This window comes from Salmonella bongori NCTC 12419, from assembly GCF_000252995.1.
Classification (GTDB): Bacteria; Pseudomonadota; Gammaproteobacteria; order Enterobacterales; family Enterobacteriaceae; genus Salmonella; species Salmonella bongori.
The window spans coordinates 3,242,271-3,266,823 of the sequence record NC_015761.1 but is presented as its reverse complement, the minus strand read 5'-3'; the positions used below and the strand labels follow the sequence as shown (position 1 = coordinate 3,266,823).

At 52.2% G+C, this 24,553-nt stretch carries 26 protein-coding genes; 17 read left to right on the top strand and 9 right to left on the bottom strand.

Annotation, left to right across the window (positions count from 1 at the left end; genetic code table 11):
- The first annotated feature begins 44 nt into the window (after positions 1–44).
- The gene (gene tldD, locus SBG_RS15465; protein WP_000055923.1) at positions 45–1,490 is read left to right on the top strand and encodes a metalloprotease TldD; all 1,446 of its coding nucleotides are present in this window, start codon (positions 45–47) and stop codon (positions 1,488–1,490) included.
- 89 nt (positions 1,491–1,579) lie between these two features.
- Here tldD and aaeR read toward each other — a convergent pair whose 3' ends face one another.
- Positions 1,580–2,509: an HTH-type transcriptional activator AaeR gene (gene aaeR / locus SBG_RS15460; protein ID WP_000440303.1), complete on the bottom strand. Its 930-nt coding sequence runs from the start codon at positions 2,507–2,509 to the stop codon at positions 1,580–1,582.
- Positions 2,510–2,690: 181 nt separating this feature from the next.
- Here aaeR and aaeX point away from each other — a divergent pair, with 181 nt between their 5' ends.
- From aaeX to SBG_RS15440, 4 genes are all read left to right on the top strand, one after another.
- Complete coding sequence (gene aaeX, locus SBG_RS15455; protein ID WP_000110383.1) at positions 2,691–2,894, top strand: p-hydroxybenzoic acid efflux pump operon protein AaeX; 204 nt, start codon at positions 2,691–2,693, stop codon at positions 2,892–2,894.
- A gap of 7 nt (positions 2,895–2,901) precedes the next feature.
- Positions 2,902–3,834: a p-hydroxybenzoic acid efflux pump subunit AaeA gene (aaeA, locus tag SBG_RS15450; protein WP_000855142.1), complete on the top strand. Its 933-nt coding sequence runs from the start codon at positions 2,902–2,904 to the stop codon at positions 3,832–3,834.
- Positions 3,835–3,839: 5 nt separating this feature from the next.
- A complete protein-coding gene (gene aaeB, locus SBG_RS15445; RefSeq protein WP_000510917.1) occupies positions 3,840–5,807 on the top strand; it encodes a p-hydroxybenzoic acid efflux pump subunit AaeB in 1,968 nt (655 codons plus the stop codon).
- A gap of 172 nt (positions 5,808–5,979) precedes the next feature.
- A complete protein-coding gene (locus SBG_RS15440; RefSeq protein ID WP_001103890.1) occupies positions 5,980–6,252 on the top strand; it encodes a barstar family protein in 273 nt (90 codons plus the stop codon).
- Positions 6,253–6,311: 59 nt separating this feature from the next.
- On the opposite strand, the gene yhcN-B is transcribed toward SBG_RS15440, so the two are convergent.
- From yhcN-B to argR, 3 genes are all read right to left on the bottom strand, one after another.
- A complete protein-coding gene (gene yhcN-B, locus SBG_RS15435) occupies positions 6,312–6,578 on the bottom strand; it encodes a DUF1471 family stress response protein YhcN-B (RefSeq protein ID WP_000850036.1) in 267 nt (88 codons plus the stop codon).
- A 102-nt stretch (positions 6,579–6,680) separates the two neighbouring features.
- Positions 6,681–6,944, bottom strand: coding sequence for a peroxide/acid stress response protein YhcN (yhcN, locus tag SBG_RS15430; RefSeq protein WP_000695696.1), 264 nt, complete (start codon positions 6,942–6,944; stop codon positions 6,681–6,683).
- Between the two features lie 361 nt (positions 6,945–7,305).
- Positions 7,306–7,776, bottom strand: coding sequence for a transcriptional regulator ArgR (gene argR / locus SBG_RS15425; RefSeq protein ID WP_001257851.1), 471 nt, complete (start codon positions 7,774–7,776; stop codon positions 7,306–7,308).
- 414 nt (positions 7,777–8,190) lie between these two features.
- Here argR and mdh point away from each other — a divergent pair, with 414 nt between their 5' ends.
- Positions 8,191–9,129: a malate dehydrogenase gene (gene mdh / locus SBG_RS15420; protein ID WP_000861589.1), complete on the top strand. Its 939-nt coding sequence runs from the start codon at positions 8,191–8,193 to the stop codon at positions 9,127–9,129.
- A gap of 75 nt (positions 9,130–9,204) precedes the next feature.
- On the opposite strand, the gene degS is transcribed toward mdh, so the two are convergent.
- The 3 genes from degS to zapG all read right to left on the bottom strand — a co-directional run bounded on the left by degS (position 9,205) and on the right by zapG (position 12,286).
- Entirely contained in the window at positions 9,205–10,272 is a 1,068-nt protein-coding gene (gene degS, locus SBG_RS15415; RefSeq protein ID WP_000497712.1) for an outer membrane-stress sensor serine endopeptidase DegS, read from the bottom strand.
- A gap of 92 nt (positions 10,273–10,364) precedes the next feature.
- The gene (gene degQ, locus SBG_RS15410; protein WP_000716685.1) at positions 10,365–11,732 is read right to left on the bottom strand and encodes a serine endoprotease DegQ; all 1,368 of its coding nucleotides are present in this window, start codon (positions 11,730–11,732) and stop codon (positions 10,365–10,367) included.
- A gap of 155 nt (positions 11,733–11,887) precedes the next feature.
- A complete protein-coding gene (gene zapG, locus SBG_RS15405; protein WP_001519074.1) occupies positions 11,888–12,286 on the bottom strand; it encodes a Z-ring associated protein ZapG in 399 nt (132 codons plus the stop codon).
- Between the two features lie 192 nt (positions 12,287–12,478).
- Here zapG and zapE point away from each other — a divergent pair, with 192 nt between their 5' ends.
- From zapE to nanQ, 11 genes are all read left to right on the top strand, one after another.
- Entirely contained in the window at positions 12,479–13,603 is a 1,125-nt protein-coding gene (zapE, locus tag SBG_RS15400) for a cell division protein ZapE (RefSeq protein ID WP_001191209.1), read from the top strand.
- A 304-nt stretch (positions 13,604–13,907) separates the two neighbouring features.
- Entirely contained in the window at positions 13,908–14,336 is a 429-nt protein-coding gene (gene rplM, locus SBG_RS15395) for a 50S ribosomal protein L13 (protein ID WP_000847556.1), read from the top strand.
- A 15-nt stretch (positions 14,337–14,351) separates the two neighbouring features.
- Positions 14,352–14,744: a 30S ribosomal protein S9 gene (gene rpsI, locus SBG_RS15390; RefSeq protein ID WP_000829818.1), complete on the top strand. Its 393-nt coding sequence runs from the start codon at positions 14,352–14,354 to the stop codon at positions 14,742–14,744.
- Between the two features lie 314 nt (positions 14,745–15,058).
- On the top strand, positions 15,059–15,697 hold the full coding sequence (sspA, locus tag SBG_RS15385; protein ID WP_000257297.1) for a stringent starvation protein SspA: 639 nt from the start codon (positions 15,059–15,061) through the stop codon (positions 15,695–15,697).
- Positions 15,698–15,702: 5 nt separating this feature from the next.
- Positions 15,703–16,200, top strand: coding sequence for a ClpXP protease specificity-enhancing factor (sspB, locus tag SBG_RS15380; protein WP_000366116.1), 498 nt, complete (start codon positions 15,703–15,705; stop codon positions 16,198–16,200).
- Positions 16,201–16,305: 105 nt separating this feature from the next.
- Positions 16,306–17,097, top strand: coding sequence for a transcriptional regulator NanR (nanR, locus tag SBG_RS15375; protein WP_000382921.1), 792 nt, complete (start codon positions 16,306–16,308; stop codon positions 17,095–17,097).
- Between the two features lie 134 nt (positions 17,098–17,231).
- Positions 17,232–18,125: an N-acetylneuraminate lyase gene (gene nanA, locus SBG_RS15370; protein ID WP_001029670.1), complete on the top strand. Its 894-nt coding sequence runs from the start codon at positions 17,232–17,234 to the stop codon at positions 18,123–18,125.
- A gap of 115 nt (positions 18,126–18,240) precedes the next feature.
- The gene (locus SBG_RS15365) at positions 18,241–19,731 is read left to right on the top strand and encodes an MFS transporter (protein WP_000557490.1); all 1,491 of its coding nucleotides are present in this window, start codon (positions 18,241–18,243) and stop codon (positions 19,729–19,731) included.
- A gap of 47 nt (positions 19,732–19,778) precedes the next feature.
- Positions 19,779–20,468 (top strand): N-acetylmannosamine-6-phosphate 2-epimerase, encoded by a 690-nt coding sequence (locus SBG_RS15360; RefSeq protein WP_000054438.1) that lies wholly within the window; start codon positions 19,779–19,781, stop codon positions 20,466–20,468.
- Entirely contained in the window at positions 20,465–21,340 is an 876-nt protein-coding gene (gene nanK / locus SBG_RS15355; protein ID WP_000208964.1) for an N-acetylmannosamine kinase, read from the top strand. The genes SBG_RS15360 and nanK overlap by 4 nt, the downstream gene beginning before the upstream one ends.
- Positions 21,337–21,804, top strand: a complete 468-nt coding sequence (nanQ, locus tag SBG_RS15350; RefSeq protein WP_000979916.1) for an N-acetylneuraminate anomerase — start codon at positions 21,337–21,339, stop codon at positions 21,802–21,804. The genes nanK and nanQ overlap by 4 nt, the downstream gene beginning before the upstream one ends.
- Before the next feature lie 85 nt (positions 21,805–21,889).
- On the opposite strand, the gene SBG_RS15345 is transcribed toward nanQ, so the two are convergent.
- Both SBG_RS15345 and codB read right to left on the bottom strand, forming a co-directional pair.
- On the bottom strand, positions 21,890–23,170 hold the full coding sequence (locus tag SBG_RS15345) for a cytosine deaminase (protein WP_001180630.1): 1,281 nt from the start codon (positions 23,168–23,170) through the stop codon (positions 21,890–21,892).
- The gene (gene codB, locus SBG_RS15340; RefSeq protein WP_015703035.1) at positions 23,160–24,410 is read right to left on the bottom strand and encodes a cytosine permease; all 1,251 of its coding nucleotides are present in this window, start codon (positions 24,408–24,410) and stop codon (positions 23,160–23,162) included. The genes SBG_RS15345 and codB overlap by 11 nt, the downstream gene beginning before the upstream one ends.
- Between the last annotated feature and the right edge of the window lie 143 nt (positions 24,411–24,553).

Here is a 24,553-nt window from a genome sequence, read left to right as displayed (position 1 = left end):
CGGTTACACCGCCATCCGGCAGAATGAAATGAGTAGCCAAAACGATGAGTCTGAACCTGGTAAGTGAACAATTACTCGCGGCGAACGGCCTGAAACATCAGGATCTGTTTGCTATCCTGGGCCAACTGGCCGAACGCCGTCTTGATTATGGCGATCTCTATTTTCAGTCGAGCTATCACGAATCCTGGGTTTTAGAAGATCGCATCATTAAAGATGGTTCATATAATATCGACCAGGGCGTTGGCGTTCGCGCCGTTAGCGGCGAAAAAACCGGTTTTGCTTATGCAGATCAGATTAGCCTTCAGGCGCTGGAGCAGAGCGCGCAGGCGGCGCGAACCATTGTACGCGATAGTGGCGAAGGTAAGGTAAAAACACTCGCTGCTGTAGACCATCAGCCGCTCTACACCACTCTTGACCCGCTGCAAAGCATGAGCCGAGAAGAGAAACTGGATATCCTCAGACGCGTTGATAAAGCGGCGCGAGAAGCGGATAAACGTGTCCAGGAAGTCAATGCCAGCCTGACCGGTGTATATGAATTAATCCTTGTGGCGGCGACCGACGGGACGCTGGCGGCGGATGTCCGTCCGCTGGTGCGTCTGTCCGTCAGCGTGCAGGTGGAAGAGGACGGTAAACGCGAGCGCGGCGCCAGCGGCGGCGGTGGTCGTTTTGGTTACGACTATTTTCTTGCCGATGTTGATGGAGACGTTCGCGCCGACGCCTGGGCGAAAGAAGCGGTACGCATGGCGCTGGTTAACCTCGCCGCCGTCGCTGCGCCAGCGGGGACGCTACCCGTTGTCCTGGGCGCCGGATGGCCGGGCGTGTTGCTGCACGAAGCGGTCGGACATGGCCTGGAAGGCGATTTTAACCGTCGCGGAACGTCTGTATTTAGCGGTCAGATCGGCGAGCAGGTTGCTTCCACGCTTTGTACTGTAGTGGATGACGGCACAATGATGAACCGTCGCGGTTCCGTTGCTATAGATGACGAAGGGACGCCAGGTCAGTACAACGTATTGATTGAAAATGGCGTACTGAAAGGGTACATGCAGGATAAACTGAACGCGCGCCTGATGGGATCTGCGCCGACCGGTAACGGGCGACGCGAATCTTACGCGCATCTGCCGATGCCGCGTATGACCAATACTTATATGTTGGCTGGTCAGTCAACACCGCAAGAAATTATCGAATCCGTTGAGTACGGCATCTATGCGCCTAACTTTGGCGGCGGTCAGGTGGATATCACCTCCGGCAAGTTTGTGTTCTCTACCTCAGAAGCGTATCTGATTGAAAATGGCAAAGTGACGACGCCAGTGAAAGGCGCGACGTTGATTGGATCTGGCATTGAAACGATGCAGCAGATTTCTATGGTAGGTAACGATCTTAAGCTGGATAACGGTGTGGGGGTCTGCGGTAAAGAGGGGCAAAGTTTGCCGGTGGGCGTAGGGCAGCCGACTCTGAAAGTAGACAGTCTGACGGTTGGCGGCACCGCATAACTTTCATGCTGAACGGTCTTATCAGGCCTACGAATATCTGTAGGCCTGGTAAGCGTAGCGCTATCAGGCAATGTCTGAACGACTGAATTTTACTTTTCTTTCCCGCGTCCGCGCATCCCCTGAAACAAGTGCGCGACATCAACAAAATAGTCGGTCAACGCATTAATCACCACCTGCACTTTAAGCGGCAGCTTATCCTTTTCGGTGTACAGCGCATATACCGGGCGGGGATCGGACTGATAGCGAGGCAGCAGGATCTCCAGATCGCCGTGATTGATCTCATTGACAACCCACATCAGCGGCACATAAGCAATCCCGGTTCCTGCGGTTAGCCAGCGTACCAGGGTCATGGGATCATTAGTAACGAACCGCCCCTGCGGAATCAGCCGGGTAGAAATTCCTTCCGGTGCGATAAGTTCAAACTCATTATCCGGGCGCACGCTATATTCCAGCCAGGAATGACTGCTGAGATCGGCGGGTTTTTCCGGGACGCCATATTGGGCGAGGTAGGTTTTGGCAGCGCACACGACCATCGGCATTGCGCCAAGCCGACGGGAAAACAGGCTGGAGTCTTGTAGCGCACCCACGCGGATCACCACGTCCAGCCCGTCAGCAATTAAATCCGGGGCAGGGATCCCCGTCACCAGATTGACTGCCAGACCGGGATACTCTTTTAATAATTTTGCGGTAAGCCCGGCCAGTACATTTTGTGCCATGGTTGAAGAACAGCCGATACGCAATGTACCGATTGGCGTGTTATTAAACGCATAAAGCTGTTCGTGAACATCCTGCACTTCATGCAACATGCGACGGCAGCCTTGATAATAAATTTTCCCTGCCTCGGTGAGTCCAATGCTTCGCGTACTGCGGTTCAGCAATTTAACTTGCAGCTCATCTTCCAGTTTTGCCACCGTCTGGCTGATGGACGACACGCTCATTTGCAACTGTCTGGCTGCGGCGGTAAAAGAGCCAAACTCGACCACTTTGGCAAATACCGACATTCGTTTTAATCGTTCCATTATTCACTCTGGCTTAAAAGTGATTTAGATCACATAATATAGATAACCGCATAACAGTTACGCTAATATACTATTATTCGAATAAGCGCTATATCGCTCTCGCCTGGCGTTTCTTGCCCTTCTCTGCGGCGATGTAGCTTAACAATCTATCGCCTGCTCTCTCTCAGAAATCAAGGTCAACATGAGTGTGTTTCCCGTTATCGTGGTGTTTGGTCTTTCCTTCCCACCGATATTTTTCGAATTGCTTTTGTCACTGGCGATTTTTTGGCTGGTGCGTCGGGTGCTTGTGCCGACTGGCATCTATGATTTTGTCTGGCATCCGGCTTTGTTCAATACCGCGCTGTATTGCTGTCTGTTCTATTTAATATCGCGCCTGTTCGTTTGAGGTTGAAGTGAAAACACTAACAAGAAAACTCTCCCGTACGGCCATTACCCTCGTACTGGTTATCCTGGCGTTTATCGCGATTTTCCGCGCCTGGGTGTATTACACCGAATCCCCCTGGACGCGCGACGCGCGTTTTAGCGCCGATGTGGTGGCTATCGCCCCGGATGTCGCGGGCCTGATTACTAATGTAAATGTGCATGATAACCAACTGGTGAAAAAGGATCAGGTCCTGTTTACTATCGACCAGCCACGCTATCAAAAAGCGCTCGCGGAAGCGGAAGCCGATGTGGCTTATTATCAGGTACTGGCACAGGAAAAACGCCAGGAAGCGGGGCGCCGTAACCGCCTCGGCGTGCAGGCAATGTCCCGGGAAGAGATCGATCAGGCGAATAATGTTTTGCAGACGGTATTGCATCAGCTGGCTAAAGCGCAGGCAACGCGTGATCTGGCGAAACTCGATCTTGAACGTACCGTTATTCGTGCGCCTGCCGACGGCTGGATAACTAACCTTAATGTTTATGCTGGCGAATTTATTACCCGTGGTTCCACGGCTGTTGCGTTGGTGAAAAAGAACTCTTTTTACGTACTGGCCTATATGGAAGAGACCAAGCTGGAAGGCGTACGTCCGGGATATCGCGCTGAAATCACGCCGCTTGGCAGTAATCAGGTGTTACGAGGCACTGTCGATAGCGTGGCGGCTGGGGTGACGAATGCCAGCAGCACCAGCGATGCGAAAGGCATGGCGACGATAGACTCTAATCTCGAATGGGTGCGCCTGGCCCAGCGTGTCCCGGTGCGCATCCGGCTCGACGAACAACAGGGTAATTTGTGGCCTGCCGGTACGACGGCAACCGTAGTCATTACCGGTAAACAGGATCGTGACGTCACTCAGGACTCCTTCTTCCGTAAACTGGCGCACCGACTGCGCGAATTCGGTTAATCGTCATGGGCATCTTCTCGATTGCCAACCAGCACATTCGTTTTGCGGTAAAACTGGCGTGTGCCATTGTGCTGGCATTATTTGTCGGCTTCCACTTTCAACTGGAAACGCCGCGTTGGGCAGTGCTGACCGCCGCGATCGTGGCGGCAGGCCCGGCGTTCGCTGCTGGTGGGGAACCCTATTCCGGCGCTATCCGTTATCGCGGAATGTTGCGTATCATCGGGACATTTATTGGCTGTATCGCCGCGCTTATCATTATTATCGCCATGATTCGCGCGCCGCTGTTGATGATTCTGGTGTGCTGTATCTGGGCTGGGTTTTGTACCTGGATCTCTTCTTTGGTACGGATCGAAAACTCGTATGCGTGGGGACTGTCAGGCTATACCGCACTGATCATCGTGATTACTATTCAGACTGAGCCGCTGCTCACGCCACAATTCGCGCTTGAACGTTGCAGCGAAATCGTTATTGGTATCGTCTGTGCTATTGTGGCAGATCTGCTTTTCTCGCCACGATCGATAAAGCAGGAGGTTGACCGTGAGCTGGATAGCCTGCTGGTGGCGCAATACCAACTCATGCAGCTTTGTATTAAGCATGGCGACAGCGAGGAAGTAGACAACGCCTGGGGCGATCTGGTGCGGCGTACGACGGCTCTGGAGGGGATGCGTAGTAATCTTAATATGGAGTCTTCGCGCTGGGTTCGCGCTAACCGCCGCCTGAAAGCGTTGAATACCCTTTCGCTCACACTGATTACGCAATCCTGTGAAACGTATATGATCCAACATACGCGGCCAGAGCTGATTACCGATACGTTCCGGGAGCTGTTCGAGGCGCCGGTTGAAACGGTACAGGATGTTCATAGACAGTTAAAAAGAATGCGTCGCGTCATTGTCTGGACCGGTGAGCGCGAAACGCCAGTCACGCTCTATACATGGGTCGGCGCTGCGACGCGTTATCTGTTGCTGAAACGCGGCGTCATCAGTAATACCAAAATCAGCGCGACGGAAGAGGAAATCCTTCAGGAAGAGCCGGTGGTAAAAGTGGAGTCCGCCGAGCGCCATCACGCCATGGTAAACTTCTGGCGCACTACGCTCTCTTGTGTGCTGGGGACGTTATTCTGGCTGTGGACCGGCTGGACATCGGGCAATGGCGCGATGGTAATGATTGCCGTGGTCACCTCGCTGGCGATGCGTTTACCGAATCCTCGCATGGTCTGTATTGATTTTATTTATGGGACTCTGGCGGCACTACCGCTGGGATTGCTCTATTTCCTGGTGATTATCCCTAATACGCAACAAAGTATGCTGTTGCTATGCCTGAGTCTGGCAGTATTAGGATTCTTTAGCGGCATAGAAGTCCAGAAGCGGCGTCTGGGTTCGATGGGCGCACTAGCCAGTACGATTAATATTATTGTGCTGGATAACCCGATGACGTTCCATTTCAGCCAGTTTCTCGACAGCGCGTTGGGGCAAATCGTCGGCTGTATGCTGGCGTTTATCGTCATCTTACTGGTGCGTGATAAATCCAAAGACCGCACAGGTCGCGTGCTGCTTAACCAGTTTGTTTCTGCCGCCGTTTCCGCAATGACAACCAATGTTGTGCGTCGTAAAGAGAACCGTCTGCCGGCGTTGTATCAGCAACTCTTTTTGTTGATGAATAAATTCCCTGGCGATTTGCCTAAGTTCCGTCTGGCGCTCACGATGATCATTGCCCACCAGCGTCTGCGCGATGCACCGATACCGGTTAATGAAGATCTATCAGTATTTCATCGTCAGCTTCGCCGTACCGCCGATCAGGTGATTTCCGCCGGAAGCGATGATAAACGGCGACGCTACTTCGGCCAGTTGCTTGATGAACTGGATATCTACCAGGAAAAATTACGTATTTGGGAGGCGCCGCCGCAGGTGACGGAGCCGGTTAAACGCCTGACGGGCATGTTACATAAATACCAGCACGCGCTTACCGATAGCTAATCATGAAAACCGACGCCAAAAGCGTCGGTTTTTTTATGGCTATACTTATTTGAGAGACAAAAACAGCGCAAGAGTGCTTGCCAGAATGACATGCGTTTCTGGACATGACCACTCTGCATAATGATGTTTTGGAGTAAAACAGACAATTGTCTGTCGGGGATGGTAGCTGGCTATGAATGTCTATACCTTTGATTTTCGTGATATTAAAAACCAAAGCGATTTTTATCGTGAATTTACGCAGACGTTTGGCCTTGCCGGTGAGAAAGTGAGCGATCTTGATACGTTATGGGATGCGGTAATGAGCGATGCCTTACCTTTACCGCTTGAGATTGAGTTTGTTCATCTGCCTGATAAGCTGCGCAGACGCTACGGCGCGCTGATTTTACTCTTTGATGAAGCGGAAGAAGAGCTGGAAGGACGGTTACGCTTTAATGTTCGGCATTAAAACGTCATAAAAAAGCCCCCGACAGGCGGGGGCAAGTCGTCGGGTTAGACGACGAGGGTTTATTTATACAGCTCGGCGGTGGCGTGCCAGTTATCACCTTCTTTTAACTCGATGATGCGATAACTATTAGCGCCTGCTTTTTCAGCTTTGGCGACGAGCTCCTGACGCATATCCATTGGCGTACTGCCAATCTGGGATACGGAAATGGTGCCCATCGGTTGCAGGTTTTGCGCTTGTTCAGTATTGACCTGATGTACAGCAGCGTTTGCGCCGAAAGAGAGCAGAGTGGCCAGGCCGAGGGATGCAATAATGAATTTTGTTTTCATAGACTTTTATTCCTTTATACGGTCAACTCCGTGAATTAAAGGGCTTTTCTTATGCGATATCTCCGCGAAGTAATGACCGGTTATATGCGATGCAGGTGAATTTTATTTATACAGTTCGGCAGTGGCGTGCCAGTTGCTGCCGCTACGCGCTTCGGTAATGTGATAGGCCGTTGCGCCTTGTTCATCTGCTTTTTTGCTCAGCATGGCATTCATATCCATAGGCGATGAGCCAATAGCGCTGACCGAAACAGAGCCGATCGCTTCGCGGTTTTGCGCTTGTTCTGCGCTGATAGGTTCTGCGGCGAAAGCGCCAAAAGAGAGAACGGACAGAATACTTAATGTTGTAACAGTGGTTTTGATTTTCATGATTTTTACCTCGTCGAATTCCTTTACTGGGGTCTTCTTTTCGTGACCCTCATCACAAAATTAAGTATACACTAATCACACCATAAATTAATACCACGCTAATTGTTTCATGTTTCCTTAAAGATTAAACGGCTTATTTTTTATAATGATATGGAATTAAAACTGCTGTCTTTTGCCGCTCTTCAATAAAAAATCAAATAAAATCAGGTGTATAAAAAATTTAGCATTTTGTGCGTTTTTTGGATTTTGTATTCATGTGGTAAATGTTTAAGGGCGTGGTTTACCAAATGACAGTCGTGAGGAACAACAGACCGGAGAAAGGGAAAAATGCCTCCGCCGTACAACGACGGAGGGGGGAGAACTAAAGCTCTTGCTCAAAGAGCTCCAGAATGGCTTCGTAGAGATCTTTTACGGAAAAGCCGCTGGCAGGCGTAGTGAAGATCGTATCATCACCGGCAATCGTGCCGAGAATACCTTCCGCTTTCCCCAACGAATCCAGCAGGCGCGCAATGAGTTGCGCTGCGCCAGGGCTGGTATGAATTACCACGACGGCATCGTTATAGTCGATATCCAGTACCAGATTTTTCAACGGACTGGATGTGGTCGGGACGCCCAGTTCAGCTGGAAGACAATACACCATCTCCATTTTTGCGTTGCGGGTTCGCACCGCACCGAACTTAGTCAACATGCGTGAGACCTTGGACTGATTGATATTTTCAAAGCCCTGATCCTGCAATGCGAGGACGATTTCGCCCTGTGAGCTGAATTTTTCTTCTTTGAGGAGCGCTTTAAACGCCCTTACTAGTTCTTCTTGTTTAGCCGAGCTTCGCATAAGTCACCCGTAATATGGCGGTAGAAACAACATTATTGTGCATACAGATGAATTTTTATGCAAACAGTCTGCCTTGTTTAAGGCTGAAATAATGTTATGAAAGAGCGGAATTTTATCAAATTTCGTTATCAAGAAACATGCCTGTGTCACGCCTCGCAAATAAGATTAAAAGTAAATTAATTGTTATCAAAATGATGTTGTTTTGAGGGGGCGGTAGGGTATATTGTCACCACCTGTAGGAACGTTGCTCGCAGGCTGCTATCGATCCGGATTACGCAAATTAAATGCATAAAAGCCAAAATCGCGCGACTCCGCATTCTTGACGCGTGGGGATTGTAATCATTGAATTTGTGAATTAAGGTCGCCGCCGCGGAGCAACAGACACTTAGTTAATCATATAATAAGGAGTTTAGGATGAAAGTTGCAGTCCTCGGCGCTGCTGGTGGTATCGGTCAGGCGCTGGCATTACTGTTAAAAAACCAACTGCCTTCAGGTTCAGAACTCTCCCTGTACGACATCGCTCCAGTGACTCCCGGTGTGGCCGTTGATTTGAGCCATATCCCCACCGCTGTAAAAATTAAAGGTTTCTCCGGCGAAGATGCAACCCCGGCGCTTGAAGGCGCTGACGTAGTATTGATTTCTGCGGGCGTGGCGCGCAAACCGGGTATGGACCGTTCCGATCTGTTTAACGTTAACGCCGGGATCGTAAAAAATCTGGTACAGCAGATCGCTAAAACCTGCCCGAAAGCCTGTGTGGGCATTATCACCAACCCGGTGAATACGACAGTCGCTATTGCCGCGGAAGTGCTGAAAAAAGCGGGTGTTTACGATAAAAACAAACTGTTTGGCGTTACCACGCTGGATATCATTCGCTCGAACACGTTTGTTGCTGAGCTGAAAGGTAAGCTGCCTACGGAAGTTGAAGTATCGGTGATCGGCGGGCACTCTGGCGTGACCATTCTGCCGCTGTTGTCGCAGATTCCAGGCGTAAGCTTTAGCGAACAAGAAGCGGCTGAACTGACGAAGCGTATTCAGAACGCCGGTACTGAAGTTGTTGAGGCGAAAGCTGGCGGCGGATCGGCAACCCTTTCAATGGGCCAGGCTGCAGCGCGTTTCGGCCTTTCTCTGGTACGTGCATTGCAGGGTGAAAAAGGCGTGGTGGAATGCGCCTATGTGGAAGGCGACGGCCAGTATGCCCGCTTCTTCTCTCAGCCTTTGCTGCTGGGTAAAAACGGCGTGGAAGAGCGTAAATCCATTGGCACTCTGAGCGCTTTTGAACAGCGCTCGCTGGAAGGTATGCTGGATACGCTGAAGAAAGACATTACGCTTGGCGAAGAATTCGTTACGAAGTAAGCCATGCGCTGCTATTAAAAAAACCGGAGTTGGCTCCGGTTTTTTTATGTCCGCCTGATAATGACACAAATAATATCAATTGGTTGCCGGGTATTCCTGTACCGTCACCTGTAGCGTGAGCTGTTTATCATCACGCATGACAACGACCGGAATAACGGAACCTGGACGGATTTCTGCCACCTGATCCATCGTCTCCAGCGCGGATACGGCCGGTTTGTTATTGACCGAAATAATGAGATCATTAACCTGAATACCAGCAAGCGCGGCGGGGCCGTTGGGCGTCACTTCATTAACCACAATGCCCTGAATCGGGTCCATGCCGCTGCCCTGGGCGTGTAACGGCGCGATTTCCCGTCCGCCAATACCGATATAACCGCGTATCACTCGGCCATCGCGGATCAGCTTGTCCATAATTTTGGTGGCCAGTTGGAAAGGGATCGCAAAACCGATGCCTTCCGGCGTTTCGCCATCGTTACTTTTATCAAAAGAGAGGGTGTTGATCCCCATCAGCTCGCCTAACGAGTTCACCAACGCGCCGCCGGAATTACCGTGGTTAATCGAGGCGTCGGTCTGAAGAAAATTCTGTCGCCCCGTCGGGTTCAGTCCGATACGGCCCGTTGCGCTGATAATCCCCTGGGTGATGGTTTGTCCCAGATTATAGGGGTTACCGATAGCCAACACGACGTCGCCAATATGCGGTGTGCGTTTTGTATTAATCGGGATCGTAGGCAGCCCGCCGGTAGCGTTGATTTTCAGTACCGCCAGGTCGGTGAGCGAATCGGAGCCAACCAGTAGCGCTTCAAACACGCGACCGTCCTGTAGCGCGACGATAATCTGATCGGCATCGTTGATAACGTGTTTGTTGGTAATGATATAACCGCGCTGATCCATTATTACACCGGAGCCCAGCGTACGGATCTCCAGCTGATTATGTGCGGTACTGTTCATACTGCGGTTATAGACATTGACGACGGCAGGCGCGGCGCGGCGAACCGCAAAATTATAGCTGGCTGGCGTTTCATCGGTACTGTCGAATTGCGGGACGGCGATAGGATTAATTTTACGCAAAGAAGGCATGGCGACCAGCAAAATAGCGCCGACAATTAAACCTATTGCGACCGAACGTAAGAGCTTCACAAACATGATGGAGGCATCGTTAAAAAAGGGAACGGCAGCAGCATACCATGAGTTAACCGGACATCACATTGGAGGCTGATGCCCGGTTTAAGACAGGACTAGCGCAGCAATAGATAAATGTTCTCGTTACCACGTACTACCTGGAGAGCGATAATAGACGGTTTCGTCGCCATCACTTTGCGCATCTCGGCGATAGAGCGGATACGATCGCGGTTAACGCCAATGATAACATCATCTTTTTGTAAACCGGCCTGAGCGGCGGGGCTACTTTTTTCGACATTATCAATTTTTACGCCTTTTGTTCCGTCTTTCAGTTGCCCATCGCTCAGCGTCGCGCCCTGCAACGCAGGGGCGATCATCTCAGCGCTGGCGGAAGAAGATGTATTGGAATCCAGCGTCACTTCCACCTCCAGCGGCTTGCCATCGCGTAGCAGACCCAGTTTTACTTTCGTACCGGGTTCGGTGGTGGCGATACGTGAGCGCAGTTCAGCAAAACTGTTCAGCGGCTTACCATTAAGACTGATAATCACGTCTCCGGATTTCACACCAGCTTTCGCCGAACCTGAATGTGGTAATACCTCGCTGACAAAAGCCCCGCGCTGAACGTTCAATTTGAACGCCTTAGCGATATCAGCGGTCATTTCAGTGCCTTTAATTCCCAGCAATCCGCGTTTGATTTCACCAAATTGTATTAACTGCTGCGCCAGCGTCTGCGCCATATTGGAAGGAATAGCAAAACCGATACCGATGCTTCCTCCCCCAGGTGCGAGGATGGCGGTGTTAATTCCGATCAGTTCGCCGTTCAGGTTAAGCAGAGCGCCACCGGAGTTACCACGGTTAATCGAGGCGTCGGTTTGAATAAAGTTCTCAAGCCCCTCCAGATTCAGCCCGCTGCGTCCCAACGCTGAAATAATCCCGGAGGTAGCGGTTTGCCCCAGGCCAAACGGGTTACCGACGGCGACGGCGAAATCACCGACGCGGAGTTTGTCGGAATCGGCAATCGCAATTTGCGTTAACTGGCTGGGATTCTGCATTTGTAGCAGGGCGATATCGCTCTGGTCGTCGCCGCCGATCAGCTTCGCATCAAATTCACGTCCGTCATTGAGCTGGATGCTGATCTTCTGCGCCTGATTAATGACATGATTATTGGTTAATACATAACCTTTCGCAGCATCAATAATCACGCCGGAACCGAGTCCTTCAAACGGCTGAGATGGTTGGTCGGGCAGCTCCTCGCCAAAGAACTTTTTAAACTCCTCCGGCACCTTTTGGCTCTGCGCGGCGGTTCCCTCGACTTTCACGCTGACGACAGCAGGCAGCACTTTCTCCAGCATAGGGGCAAGGCTTGGCAGCGCCGCCTGACCCGGCACCTGGCCTGGTATCGATGCAAGGGCTGGAAAGGGCGCCGAAAGAGTTAACCCGACACTTAACGCTAATGCACTCAACAGCTGGGTGTGTTTTTTCATGGATGCTGCTCTCGTACCTTGAATGAACGGATAGACGATTCAAAACGGTTTGATGTTATTGAATTTTCAGCCTGGTAACAATGATAATAGCTGGGACAGGAAAGATAGAGAGGGGCGCAAGCGATGCGCCCGTTAAATTTCTTAACAGTACGCGATTAATCGCGTTTTGCACCGCTGCGCAACAGGCCGGACGCGCCTTCAGAATAGTCACGCGGCATTTGCACCGGCGCCTGATCGTTGCTCGCTTCCGACTCCGCCAGGCGGTTGCGGAACGGATTCGATTCCGCGGACATTTCCGGCAGCAGGCTGCTGGAGCTTTTCGCCATATGCTGGTACAACTGGCGGTAATCATGCGCCATGGTATCCAGCAATTCCGCGCTGCGGGCAAAGTGGCTAACCAGCTCTTCACGGTACTCTTCCAGCTCAGCTTTGTTTTTTTCCAGTTCGTACTGCAATGCCTGCTGTTGACGTAATTTACGATTACCAAAACGCATGGCCACGGCACCGATGATGATACCGACGACTAATCCAATTAGCGCATATTCCCAGGTCATGAACATCTCCCGTTGTCTTATGTTTCCGTAGGGTGTTGGCTCCAGGCTCCATGCCCGCGCCTGATTATGCCACTATAACCGCTAATTCCGTAGAAGTGGAATCCCGACAGCATATCGCGTAGTGTAGAACGGCCTTTTTTTCGTCAGCCGTGAATGACGGCACATCGATTTTCAAGGAATAACAATAACATTATGCAAAGCCTTTCCCCTACATCGTGTTATCTTCAGGCTCTCAACGAAGGCACGCATCAGCCTGACGACGTACAGAAAGAGGCGGTCAACCGTCTGGAAGCCATTTATCAAGAACTTATCGCTAAAAAAACGCCAGTCACGTCGCCCGGCGGCCTGATAGCACGCCTGGGGAAATTATTAGGCAAAAATGAACCTGACGCGCAAATACCGGTTCGCGGGCTATATATGTGGGGCGGTGTTGGTCGCGGCAAAACCTGGCTAATGGATCTCTTTTACCATAGCTTGCCGGGAGAGCGAAAACTACGCCTGCATTTCCATCGTTTTATGCTGCGCGTACATGAGGAACTTACTGCGCTACAGGGGCAGAGTGATCCGTTGGACGTTATTGCCGACAGATTTAAAGCCGAGACGGACATACTGTGTTTCGATGAGTTTTTCGTCTCTGATATTACCGACGCCATGCTGCTTGGCGGCTTAATGAAAGCGCTATTCGCTCGCGGCCTTACGCTGGTGGCGACGTCAAATATTCCACCGGATGAACTCTACCGCAACGGTTTGCAACGCGCCCGCTTCTTACCCGCTATTGATGCCATCAAGCAACACTGTGACATTATGAACGTGGACGCCGGCATTGATTACCGGTTGCGCACGCTGACCCAGGCCCACTTATGGCTGACGCCGCTTGATGACCAAACCCGGCGGCAAATGGATAAACTTTGGCTGGCGTTAGCTGGCGCTACGCGGGAACATGCTCCCATTCTGGAAATCAATCATCGTCCCTTAGCAACACTGGGTGTTGAAAACCAGACGCTGGCGGTCTCTTTCGCCACTCTGTGCATAGAGGCCCGCAGCCAGCACGATTATATTGCGCTCTCAAGGCTATTTCATACGGTTCTATTGCTTGAGGTGCCAGTCATGACGCCGCAGATGGAGAACGAAGCGCGCCGCTTTATTGCGCTGGTAGATGAGTTTTACGAGCGCCACGTTAAGCTGGTAGTGAGCGCTGCCGCGCCGTTATACCAGATTTATCAGGGAGAGCGGCTCAGGTTTGAATTTCAGCGCTGTCTGTCGCGCCTGCAGGAGATGCAGAGCGAGGAGTACCTCAAACGGGAGCATATGCCGTAGGCCGAATAAGGCGTGCTTTGTACTGTGTGCGGCTCGCTGATTATGCCGGCAACTTTACCCGGCCGATAATAAACATGGCCTGCATAAAACCCGCGGTAAATCACAAAAAGGGGTCGATCTTTGACCTGGACTTCTCTATAATCCTGCGACCCCACGTTACAAGAGAGTTTTTTCCCAAACTTTCTCTGTGCCGGCGAAACATATCCGAGGGGGTAGGTTTACCGGACTTTGTCGTGTGAACCTCAACTATTTAAACGTTTGGGTGTTCACCAACGTGTAACTTATTTATTTGGGTAAGCTTTTAATGAAAACTTTTACAGCTAAACCAGAAACCGTAAAACGCGACTGGTATGTTGTTGACGCGACCGGTAAAACTCTGGGCCGTCTGGCTACTGAACTGGCTCTGCGCCTGCGCGGTAAGCACAAAGCGGAATACACTCCGCACGTCGATACTGGTGATTACATCATCGTTCTGAACGCTGACAAAGTTGCTGTAACCGGCAACAAGCGTACTGACAAAGTGTATTATCACCACACCGGCCACATCGGTGGTATCAAACAAGCGACCTTTGAAGAGATGATTGCCCGCCGTCCTGAGCGTGTGATTGAAATCGCGGTTAAAGGCATGCTGCCAAAAGGCCCGCTGGGTCGTGCTATGTTCCGTAAACTGAAAGTTTACGCTGGCAACGAGCACAACCACGCGGCACAGCAACCGCAAGTTCTTGACATCTAATCGGGATTATAGGCAATGGCTGAAAATCAATACTACGGCACTGGTCGCCGCAAAAGTTCCGCAGCTCGCGTTTTTATCAAACCGGGCAACGGTAAAATCGTTATCAACCAACGTTCTCTGGAACAGTACTTCGGTCGCGAAACTGCCCGCATGGTAGTTCGTCAGCCGCTGGAACTGGTCGACATGGTTGAGAAACTGGATCTGTACATCACTGTTAAAGGTGGTGGTATCTCTGGTCAGGCTGGTGCGATCCGTCACGGTATCACCCGCGCTCTGATGGAGTACGACGAGTCTCTGCGTTCTGAACTGCGTAAAGCTGGCTTCGTTACTCGTGACGCTCGTCAGGTTGAACGTAAGAAAGTCGGTCTGCGTAAAGCACGCCGTCGTCCGCAGTTCTCCAAACGTTAATGGGCTTCTGCTCACGCAGACAACCATTATCGAAAAAACCCGCTTCGGCGGGTTTTTTTATGGGTAATACCGTTATCTGGCATGGAGAAATGCGAATAGTTACCTCTTTTTCCCCAATTCCAGAATCGACTCACCACAAAGGTCACAAAATCTGGTAAACTATCATCCAATTTTCTGCCCAAATAGCGGGGAATGTTCATTTTTTGTCTCGTTTTTGAGCGATAGTGACGTTTTTCGTCCTGGGTGATATAACATCTGGCTGGTCACGTTGTGGCTGGTAGCAGTAAAAATTCTGAATATACCTGGAGGTTTTCATGGCTGTCGCTGCCAACAAACGTTCGGTAATGACGCTGTTTTCTGGTCCTACTGACATCTATAGCCATCAGGTCCGCATTGTGCTGGCTGAAAAGGGTGTTAGTTTTGAGATCGAGCATGTGGAGAAGGATAACCCACCTCAGGATCTGATTGACCTCAACCCGAATCAGAGCGTACCGACCCTGGTGGATCGTGAGCTGACCCTGTGGGAATCTCGCATCATTATGGAATATCTGGATGAGCGTTTTCCTCATCCGCCGCTGATGCCGGTTTATCCGGTTGCTCGCGGTGAAAGCCGTCTGTACATGCACCGTATTGAAAAAGACTGGTATACGCTGATGAACGTCATCGTAAACGGGTCTGCTTCCGAAGCTGACGCTGCGCGTAAACAGCTGCGTGAAGAATTACTGGCGATTGCGCCGGTATTTGGTCAGAAGCCGTATTTCCTGAGCGACGAATTTAGCCTGGTTGACTGCTACCTGGCGCCGCTGTTGTGGCGCTTACCGCAGCTGGGGATCGAATTCAGCGGCGCAGGGGCGAAAGAACTGAAAGGCTACATGACCCGCGTCTTTGAACGTGATTCTTTCCTGGCTTCTTTAACCGAAGCTGAACGTGAAATGCGCCTCGGTCGGGGTTAATCTTTATGGACTTGTCACAGTTGACGCCGCGTCGCCCGTATCTGCTGCGCGCTTTCTATGAATGGCTGCTGGATAACCAGCTCACGCCGCACCTGGTGGTGGATGTGATGCAGCCTGGCGTGCATGTCCCAATGGAATATGCGCGCGATGGGCAAATCGTCCTGAATATCGCGCCGCGCGCCGTGGGGAATCTGGAGCTGGCGAATGATGAAGTACGCTTTAATGCGCGCTTCGGCGGTGTTCCCCGTCAGGTTTCTGTGCCGTTGGCTGCGGTACTGGCGATTTACGCGCGAGAAAACGGTGCGGGTACCATGTTTGAGCCAGAAGCTGCTTATGATGAAGACGTTGTCAGCTTAAATGATGACGATAAAATCACTGGCGCGGAAAGCGAGACCGTGATGTCTGTTATTGATGGTGATAAGCCCGATCACGATGACGATAATAGCCCTGATGATGAGCCGCCGCCGCGCGGCGGGCGTCCGGCGCTGCGTGTGGTAAAATAATAAACAGGCCCAAAAGGGCCTGTTTTGTTTGGCTTCTTCGCGGGTTCACCCAGCTTTTAAAGCTGTGATACGATAAGCTTGCTACTTGCCACTGACCAGTCATGAATGGACGTTATGAACGCATTTGATTCGCAGGCAGAAGATTCTCCGTTATCTATTGGGCATAGTTTACGCCGTCGTCCTCTGGCGCGTAAAAAACTGTCTGAAATGGTCGAGGAGGAGCTGGAGCAAATGATCCGTCGTCATGAGTTTGGCGAGGGAGAACAGCTCCCCTCTGAGCGTGAGTTAATGGCCTTTTTCAATGTAGGGCGTCCCTCAGTACGTGAAGCGTTAGCGGCGCTAAAGCGTAAAGGTCTGGTGCAGATCAATAACGGCGAACGCGCTCGCGTTTCGCGTCCCTCTGCCGATACCATCATCAGTGAACTGTCGGGGATGGCGAAAGATTTTCTTTCTCACCCAGGCGGCATTGCTCACTTTGAACAGCTACGGCTTTTCTTTGAATCCAGTCTGGTACGTTATGCGGCGGAACATGCTACCGACGAACAGATCGCGTTATTAACGAAGGCACTGGAAATTAATAGCCAGTCGCTGGATGACAACGCGCTATTTATTCGCTCGGACGTAGAATTCCATCGAGTGTTAGCGGAAATCCCCGGCAATCCGATCTTTATGGCAATTCATGTCGCCCTGCTGGACTGGCTGATAGCTGCTCGGCCAGGCGTCGCCGACCGCGAATTGCACGAGCATAATAACCTTAGTTATCAACAGCATATTGCTATCGTTGACGCTATTCGTCAGCGTGATCCAGATAAAGCGGATCGCGCCCTGCAAACCCACCTCAACAGCGTTTCCGCTACCTGGCACGCTTTCGGTAAAAAAAATCAAAAAATGCGGTAGCGATCGCGCTTCCGATCTCAGTTTAGTGAAACAGATCGCACTATAAGCGTTCTGCATTATTTGCTGCTTATTTGTTCTGGTATAACAGGTATAAAGGTAGGTAGTTAATACATTTATCATCCACAGAGGTAGGTATGGCAAAAGCATTGCAAGGCGTAATGGCGGCGTTGTTGACCCCATTTGATCATCAGCAACAACTGGATAGTGAAAGCCTGCGCCGTCTGGTGCGTTTTAACATGGGGCAGGGTATCGACGGGCTGTATGTGGGGGGGTCCACCGGGGAAGCATTCGTACAAAGCCTGGCAGAAAGAGAGCAGGTGCTGGAGATTGTCGCCGAAGAGGCAAAGGGCAAAATCACATTGATCGCTCATGTCGGGACGGTAAGCACTGCGGAAAGCCAACAGTTAGCTCGTGCCGCAAAGCGTTACGGTTTTGATGCCGTCTCTGCGGTGACGCCATTTTATTACCCTTTCAGTTTTGAAGAACACTGTGACCACTATCGGGCAATTATTGATTCCGCAGATGGGCTGCCGATGGTGGTATACAACATTCCGGCATTAAGTGGCGTAAAACTCACTCTCGATCAGATCAATACGCTGGTGACATTACCAGGCGTGAGCGCGCTGAAGCAAACCTCCGGCGATCTCTATCAGATGGAGCAGATCCGCCGCGCGCACCCGGATCTGGTGCTGTACAACGGCTACGACGAAACCTTCGCTTCTGGCCTGCTGGCGGGGGCCGACGGTGGTATCGGCAGCACCTACAACATTATGGGCTGGCGTTATCAGGGCATTGTACAGGCGTTACGTGAGGGCGATGTGGTGAAGGCGCAACGCCTGCAAACCGAGTGCAATAAGGTTATCGATCTACTGATTAAAACGGGCGTATTCCGTGGCTTAAAAACGGTTCTGCATTATATGGACGTGCTATCTGTGCCGTTGTGCCGTAAACCCTTTGCGCCCGTCGATGAAAAATATCTGCCGGAACTGAAGTCGCTGGCGCAACAACTACTGGAAGAAAAAGCATAACAGCGCCATGCCGGGAGCGCTGTGCTTGCCCGGCCTAAAACAGTACGAACCGTAGGCCGGGTGAGGCAACGCCGCTATCCGGCACAATGACAACAAAAATCGTCGGGAGAGTAAAATGCATACTTCTACCCAGAACATTCCGTGGTATCGCCATCTCAACCGGGCACAATGGCGAGCGTTTTCCGCCGCCTGGTTGGGATATTTGCTTGATGGTTTTGATTTTGTGTTGATCGCGCTTGTACTGACTGAGGTACAAAGCGAATTTGGGCTGACGACGGTACAGGCGGCAAGCCTGATATCGGCGGCTTTTATTTCTCGCTGGTTCGGCGGACTATTGCTGGGGGCGATGGGAGACCGCTACGGACGCCGCCTGGCAATGGTCAGCAGTATTATTCTGTTTTCAGTAGGTACCCTGGCCTGTGGTTTTGCGCCTGGTTACACCACTATGTTCATCGCCCGGCTGATAATCGGTATGGGCATGGCGGGCGAATATGGTTCCAGTGCCACCTATGTCATTGAAAGTTGGCCAAAACATTTACGTAATAAAGCTAGCGGGTTTCTCATCTCCGGTTTTTCCGTCGGGGCGGTTGTCGCTGCGCAGGTGTATAGCCTGGTCGTACCGGTTTTGGGCTGGCGCGCACTGTTTTTCATTGGCATTTTACCGATTATCTTCGCCCTCTGGCTACGGAAAAACATTCCGGAAGCGGAGGACTGGAAAGAGAAGCACGAGGGTAAAACACCGGTACGTACGATGGTCGATATTCTCTATCGGGGAGAATACCGCATCATCAATATTGTCATGACCTTTGCCGCCGCCGTTGCGCTGTGGTTCTGCTTCGCCGGTCATCTACAAAATGCCGCCATTGTGGCTGTACTGGGGCTACTTTGTGCCGTCATCTTTATCAGTTTTATGGTGCAGAGTAGCGGCAAACGCTGGCCGACCGGCGTCATGCTCATGGTCGTAGTCCTGTTTGCTTTTCTCTATTCGTGGCCGATTCAGGCACTGTTGCCGACGTATCTGAAAACCGAGCTGGCCTATGATCCCCATACGGTGGCGAATGTCCTCTTCTTCAGCGGTTTTGGCGCAGCGGTTGGCTGCTGTGTAGGCGGTTTTCTTGGCGACTGGTTGGGAACGCGTAAAGCGTATGTCTGTAGCTTGTTGGCCTCGCAAATCCTCATTATTCCGGTCTTTGCGATTGGCGGCACAAACGTCTGGGTGCTGGGTCTGCTACTGTTTTTTCAGCAGATGTCAGGACAGGGGATCGCCGGGATCCTGCCAAAACTGATCGGCGGTTACTTCGACACCGATCAGCGCGCGGCCGGGCTGGGCTTTACCTATAACGTCGGCGCGCTTGGCGGCGCACTGGCACCGATACTGGGAGCGCTGATTGCGCAACGCCTGGATCTGGGTACCGCGCTGGGATCGCTCTCTTTCTGCCTGACGTTTGTCGTGATCCTGCTCATTGGTCTTGATATGCCGTCTCGTGTACAGCGCTGGCTGCGTCCGGAAGCGTTACGTACCCATGATGCTATCGACGATAAACCATTCAGTGGAGCCGTACCGTTTGGCAGTGGTAAAAACGCCTTCGTAAAAACAAAAAGTTAATCTGCTTGCCCGGTTTTAGACCGGGCAAGGCTGCTAAGGGGAGAGGTATGTCATTACTTGAACAACTGGATAAAAATATTGCCGCCGCTGGCGGTTTGATTGTCTCCTGTCAGCCGGTTCCGGGTAGCCCGCTGGATAAGCCGGAGATTGTCGCGGCGATGGCACTGGCGGCGGAACAGGCAGGCGCAGTTGCGGTGCGTATCGAAGGCATCGACAATCTGCGTGCGACACGGGCGCTCGTTTCGGTACCGATTATTGGTATTATTAAACGCGATTTGGACAATTCTCCGGTGCGCATTACCCCCTTTCTCGACGATGTGGATGCGCTGGCGCAGGCCGGCGCAAATATTATCGCTGTGGACGGCACCGCCCGGCAGCGCCCGGTAGCCGTTGAGGTGTTGCTGGCGCGCATTCATCACCACCAGCTATTGGCGATGGCGGATTGTTCTTCCATGGACGATGGGCTTGTCTGCCATCGGCTGGGTGCCGATATCATCGGCACGACAATGTCCGGTTACACCACGCCCGATACGCCGGAGGAACCCGATCTGTCATTGGTAAAAACATTGCATGACGCCGGATGCCGGGTGATAGCCGAAGGACGCTATAACTCGCCAGAACTGGCTGCAGAGGCGATGCGTTACGGTGCATGGGCCGTGACGGTGGGCTCCGCTATCACCCGTCTGGAACATATCTGTGGATGGTATAACGACGCGTTAAAAAAGGCGGTGTCATGACGACGCTGGCTATTGATATTGGCGGGACCAAACTTGCCGCTGCGCTTATTGACAAAAATTTGCGCATACATCAACGGCGCGAGCTGCCGACGCCCGCCAGCAAAACGCCGGATGCGTTACGTGAAGCATTACAGACGCTGATTGAACCGTTACGGGCAGAGGCGCGTCAAGTCGCGATAGCTTCAACCGGGATCATTCAGGAAGGGATGCTGCTGGCGCTTAATCCCCACAACCTGGGCGGCTTGCTACACTTTCCGTTAGTTCAGACTCTGGAAACGATCACTGGCATGCCAACGCTGGCTGTGAACGATGCGCAGGCTGCGGCCTGGGCGGAGTATCGGGCACTTCCTGATGATATCCACGATATGGTGTTTATTACCGTCTCAACGGGAGTCGGCGGTGGCATCGTCTGTGACGGCAAACTTCTCACCGGGCAAGGTGGTCTGGCGGGGCACCTTGGACACACTCTGGCGGACCCACAAGGGCCAGTGTGCGGCTGTGGGCGTGTTGGCTGCGTAGAGGCCATCGCCTCCGGACGGGGGATAGCCGCGGCGGCGCGAGACGATCTTGCGGGATGTGATGCCAAAACGCTATTTATCCGCGCAGGTGAAGGCCATGAACAAGCGCTGTATCTGGTGCGCCGATCTGCACAGGTGCTGGCACGCCTGATTGCCGATGTGAAAGCAACCACCGATTGTCAACATGTGGTCATTGGCGGCAGCATCGGGCTGGCTAACGGTTATCTGGAGCAGGTTCGTATGTTTCTGATGCAAGAGCCTGTAGCTTATCACGTGGCGCTGAGCGCCGCTCGTTATCGGCATGACGCAGGATTATTGGGCGCTGCTCTGTTAGCTCAAGGAGACACATTATGATGATGGGTGAAGTACGATCGCTGCCTACTTGCGGGTTACACCCTCGACTGCTGGATGCGTTGACTCTCGTGCTGGCGGCGAGGCCGCAGGAGAAAGCGCCGGGACGCTATGAACTGCAGGGCGACAATATCTTTATGAATGTTATGCAACTGACGACACAAATGCCCTCAGAGAAGAAAGCGGAATTGCATGAACAGTACATTGATATTCAGCTACTGCTGAATGGCACCGAGCGTATTATGTTCGGGATACCTGGCGCAGCACGCCAGTGCGAGGAGTTGCACGTTGAAGAGGATTACCAACTTTGCAGTAAAATTACCGACGAACAGGTCGTGACGCTGCGAGCGGGAATGTTTGCCGTTTTTATGCCTGGAGAACCCCACAAGCCTGGATGCGCAGTCCGTGAACCGGAGGAGATTAAGAAAGTGGTGGTGAAGGTTCGCGCCAGTCTGCTGGAGGCCTGAATCTCTTGCCGGAACGCCCCTTCCGAACGCAGCCCTCTTATGGGGCTGCGTGGTGAATGTGCCGGAGAGCGCGGGTAGTGACTGGTTAGCGCTTAAACGTCACGGCTTCCGGTTGGGTCAGGTGCAGCATTGTCTGGCTCGGCACTGTCTCGGCAATCACCCGCCCGTGGCGAATCGAGTACCGGGCAGGCGTCTGGCGACGAACCGCGTCGAATCCATTCTCTGCCGGTAAGATAACCAGGTTAGCGGAATTGCCGACGTTCAGGCCGTAGTCCTGTAGATGCAGGGTTTTTGCGCTATGGGTGGTGATCAAATTCAGCCCATCATTGATTTGCCCGTATCCCATCAACTGGCAAACGTGCAGGCCCATATGTAGCACCTGCAGCATATTGGCAGTGCCCAACGGATACCACGGATCAAAGACATCATCATGACCAAAGCAGACGTTAATGCCCGCTTCCAGCATCTCTTTAACGCGTGTTACGCCGCGGCGCCTGGGATAGGTATCAAACCGTCCTTGCAAGTGAATATTCACCAGCGGGTTAGCAACGAAGTTAATCCCTGACATTTTCAACAGGCGGAACAGGCGTGAAGCGTAGGCGCCATTATAGGAGTGCATTGCGGTGGTATGGCTGGCGGTGACGCGCGCGCCTATTTCATCGCGATGCGCCAGCGCCGCGACGGTTTCAACAAAGCGCGACTGCTCATCGTCAATTTCGTCACAGTGCACATCGATCAGTCTGTCGTATTTCTGTGCCAGGGCAAAAATTTTATGCAGCGACTCTACGCCATATTCGCGCGTAAATTCGAAGTGGGGAATTGCGCCAATAACATCTGCCCCTAAACGCAGCGCCTCTTCTAACAGCGCTTCGCCGTTAGGGTAAGAGAGAATGCCCTCCTGGGGAAACGCCACGATTTGTACTTCCACCCACGGAGCGACCTCCTGTTTCACTTCCAGCATTGCTTTCAGCGCGGTAAGCGTAGGATCGGAAACGTCAACGTGTGTACGAACATACTGGATGCCGTTAGCCATTTGCCATTTCAGGGTTTGCATTGCGCGAGACTTTACGTCTTCGTGGGTGAGCATCGCTTTACGCTCGGCCCAGCGTTCAATCCCTTCAAACAGTGTCCCCGACTGATTCCACTCTGGCTCGCCTGCAGTTTGCGTGGTGTCCAGATGAATATGCGGCTCAACAAACGGCGGGATGGCCAGCCCACCTTCGGCATCGAGTACCTGGCCTTGCGCTAACGGGACCACTTCCTGCGGTTCAATACGGCTAAAACGACCGTTTTCAATCGTGAGTTGCCACAATCCTTCGCGCCCCTGCAGACGCGCCTGACGGATGGTGAGGAAATTATTCTGCATGGCCGATCTCCGGGGATTTCGCAAAGCTGCGATTACAAAGTGGATTCAACAGGATATAGCTGAAAACGCCGCCGAGTACGGCGTTGACGGGCACAATACCTGGAACATAATGTCCGGCGGCGATGCCCAGCGCGACAGAAAGAATAGCAATCCAGTTAACGGGAATAAAGCGCGCGGTATTGAAGTTGGCATAGCGGCGGCGGTTCAACAGATAGTCGGCAATAATCACCCCGCCAATCGGTGGGATCGCGGATGACAGAAACGTCAGCCAGCCAACAAAATTATTGTAAAGCCACAGCGCGCACACGGTACCGATAATCCCGTTCACCACCGACAATGTGCGGCTGGAAAGGCCGGTAATATTGGCGAAGCCCAGCCCCGATGCGTAAAGGGCATTGTCGTTAGTGGTCCAGATATTCAGGCCGAGAACCACAATCGCGGGCAGCAGCAGCCCCTGCGCTATCATCACGTCAGAGATATCCGCCTGACCGACGGCAGCAGCCCCTGCTGCGCCAAAGATAAACATTAGCGAGTTGCCGAGGAAAAAAGCGACCATCGCAATCAGTACGGCACTTTTGGCATGACGCCCGAAGCGGACGAAGTCGGCGGTCAATGTACCGGCGCTGACAAACGAACCCACCACCAGCGCCAGCGCGCTGGAAAAATTAAGCGGCGTCTGCGGGACTATTGTTTTTAAATGCTCCAGCCCACCCACGCCACTGACCGCCAGCCAGACGGAGTAGCTGCCCAGAATAACGATCGCGGGTACGGCAATGATAGACAAAATGGTCAACGCCGAGATGCCGAAAAAAATGGTCAGGGTCATCAGCAGACCCGAAACGGCAATCAGAATATTGGCATCAATGCCCGTCGCTTTACTGACCGGAATAGCGAACATCGCTACGCCAACGCCAAACCAGCCTACTTGAGTACCGCCTAACAGCAGCGAGGGAAGCCATGAGCCTTTAACGCCAAAGGAGTAACGTGCAAGGAGGTGGGTGGAGAGTCCGGTTTTTGCGCCGATGTAGCCAAGAAATGCAGTGTAGATACCGAGGAGGAGATTACCGAAGAGAACTGCGAGGAAGAAATCATGATAGGAAAGACCGGTGCCGAGCGTCCCTCCGGTCCACATACTGGCGGAAAAAAACGTTAAACCCAACATGACAAACGTCAGTGGAATCACGCCTTTCCGCGCCGCCAGAGGAACGGGCCCCTGGCTATAATTGTTGTCCTGCGACACAACGCCTCCTTGAAATTTGGCCAAAAAATCCGCCGCATAATATACATTTTTTTGATGAATGCAAACGTTTACGTACGGATTTACATAGAGCATCGTGAAGAGGCGATATCTGAGTTATCGGGGATAATATCTGGCGGTCTCTG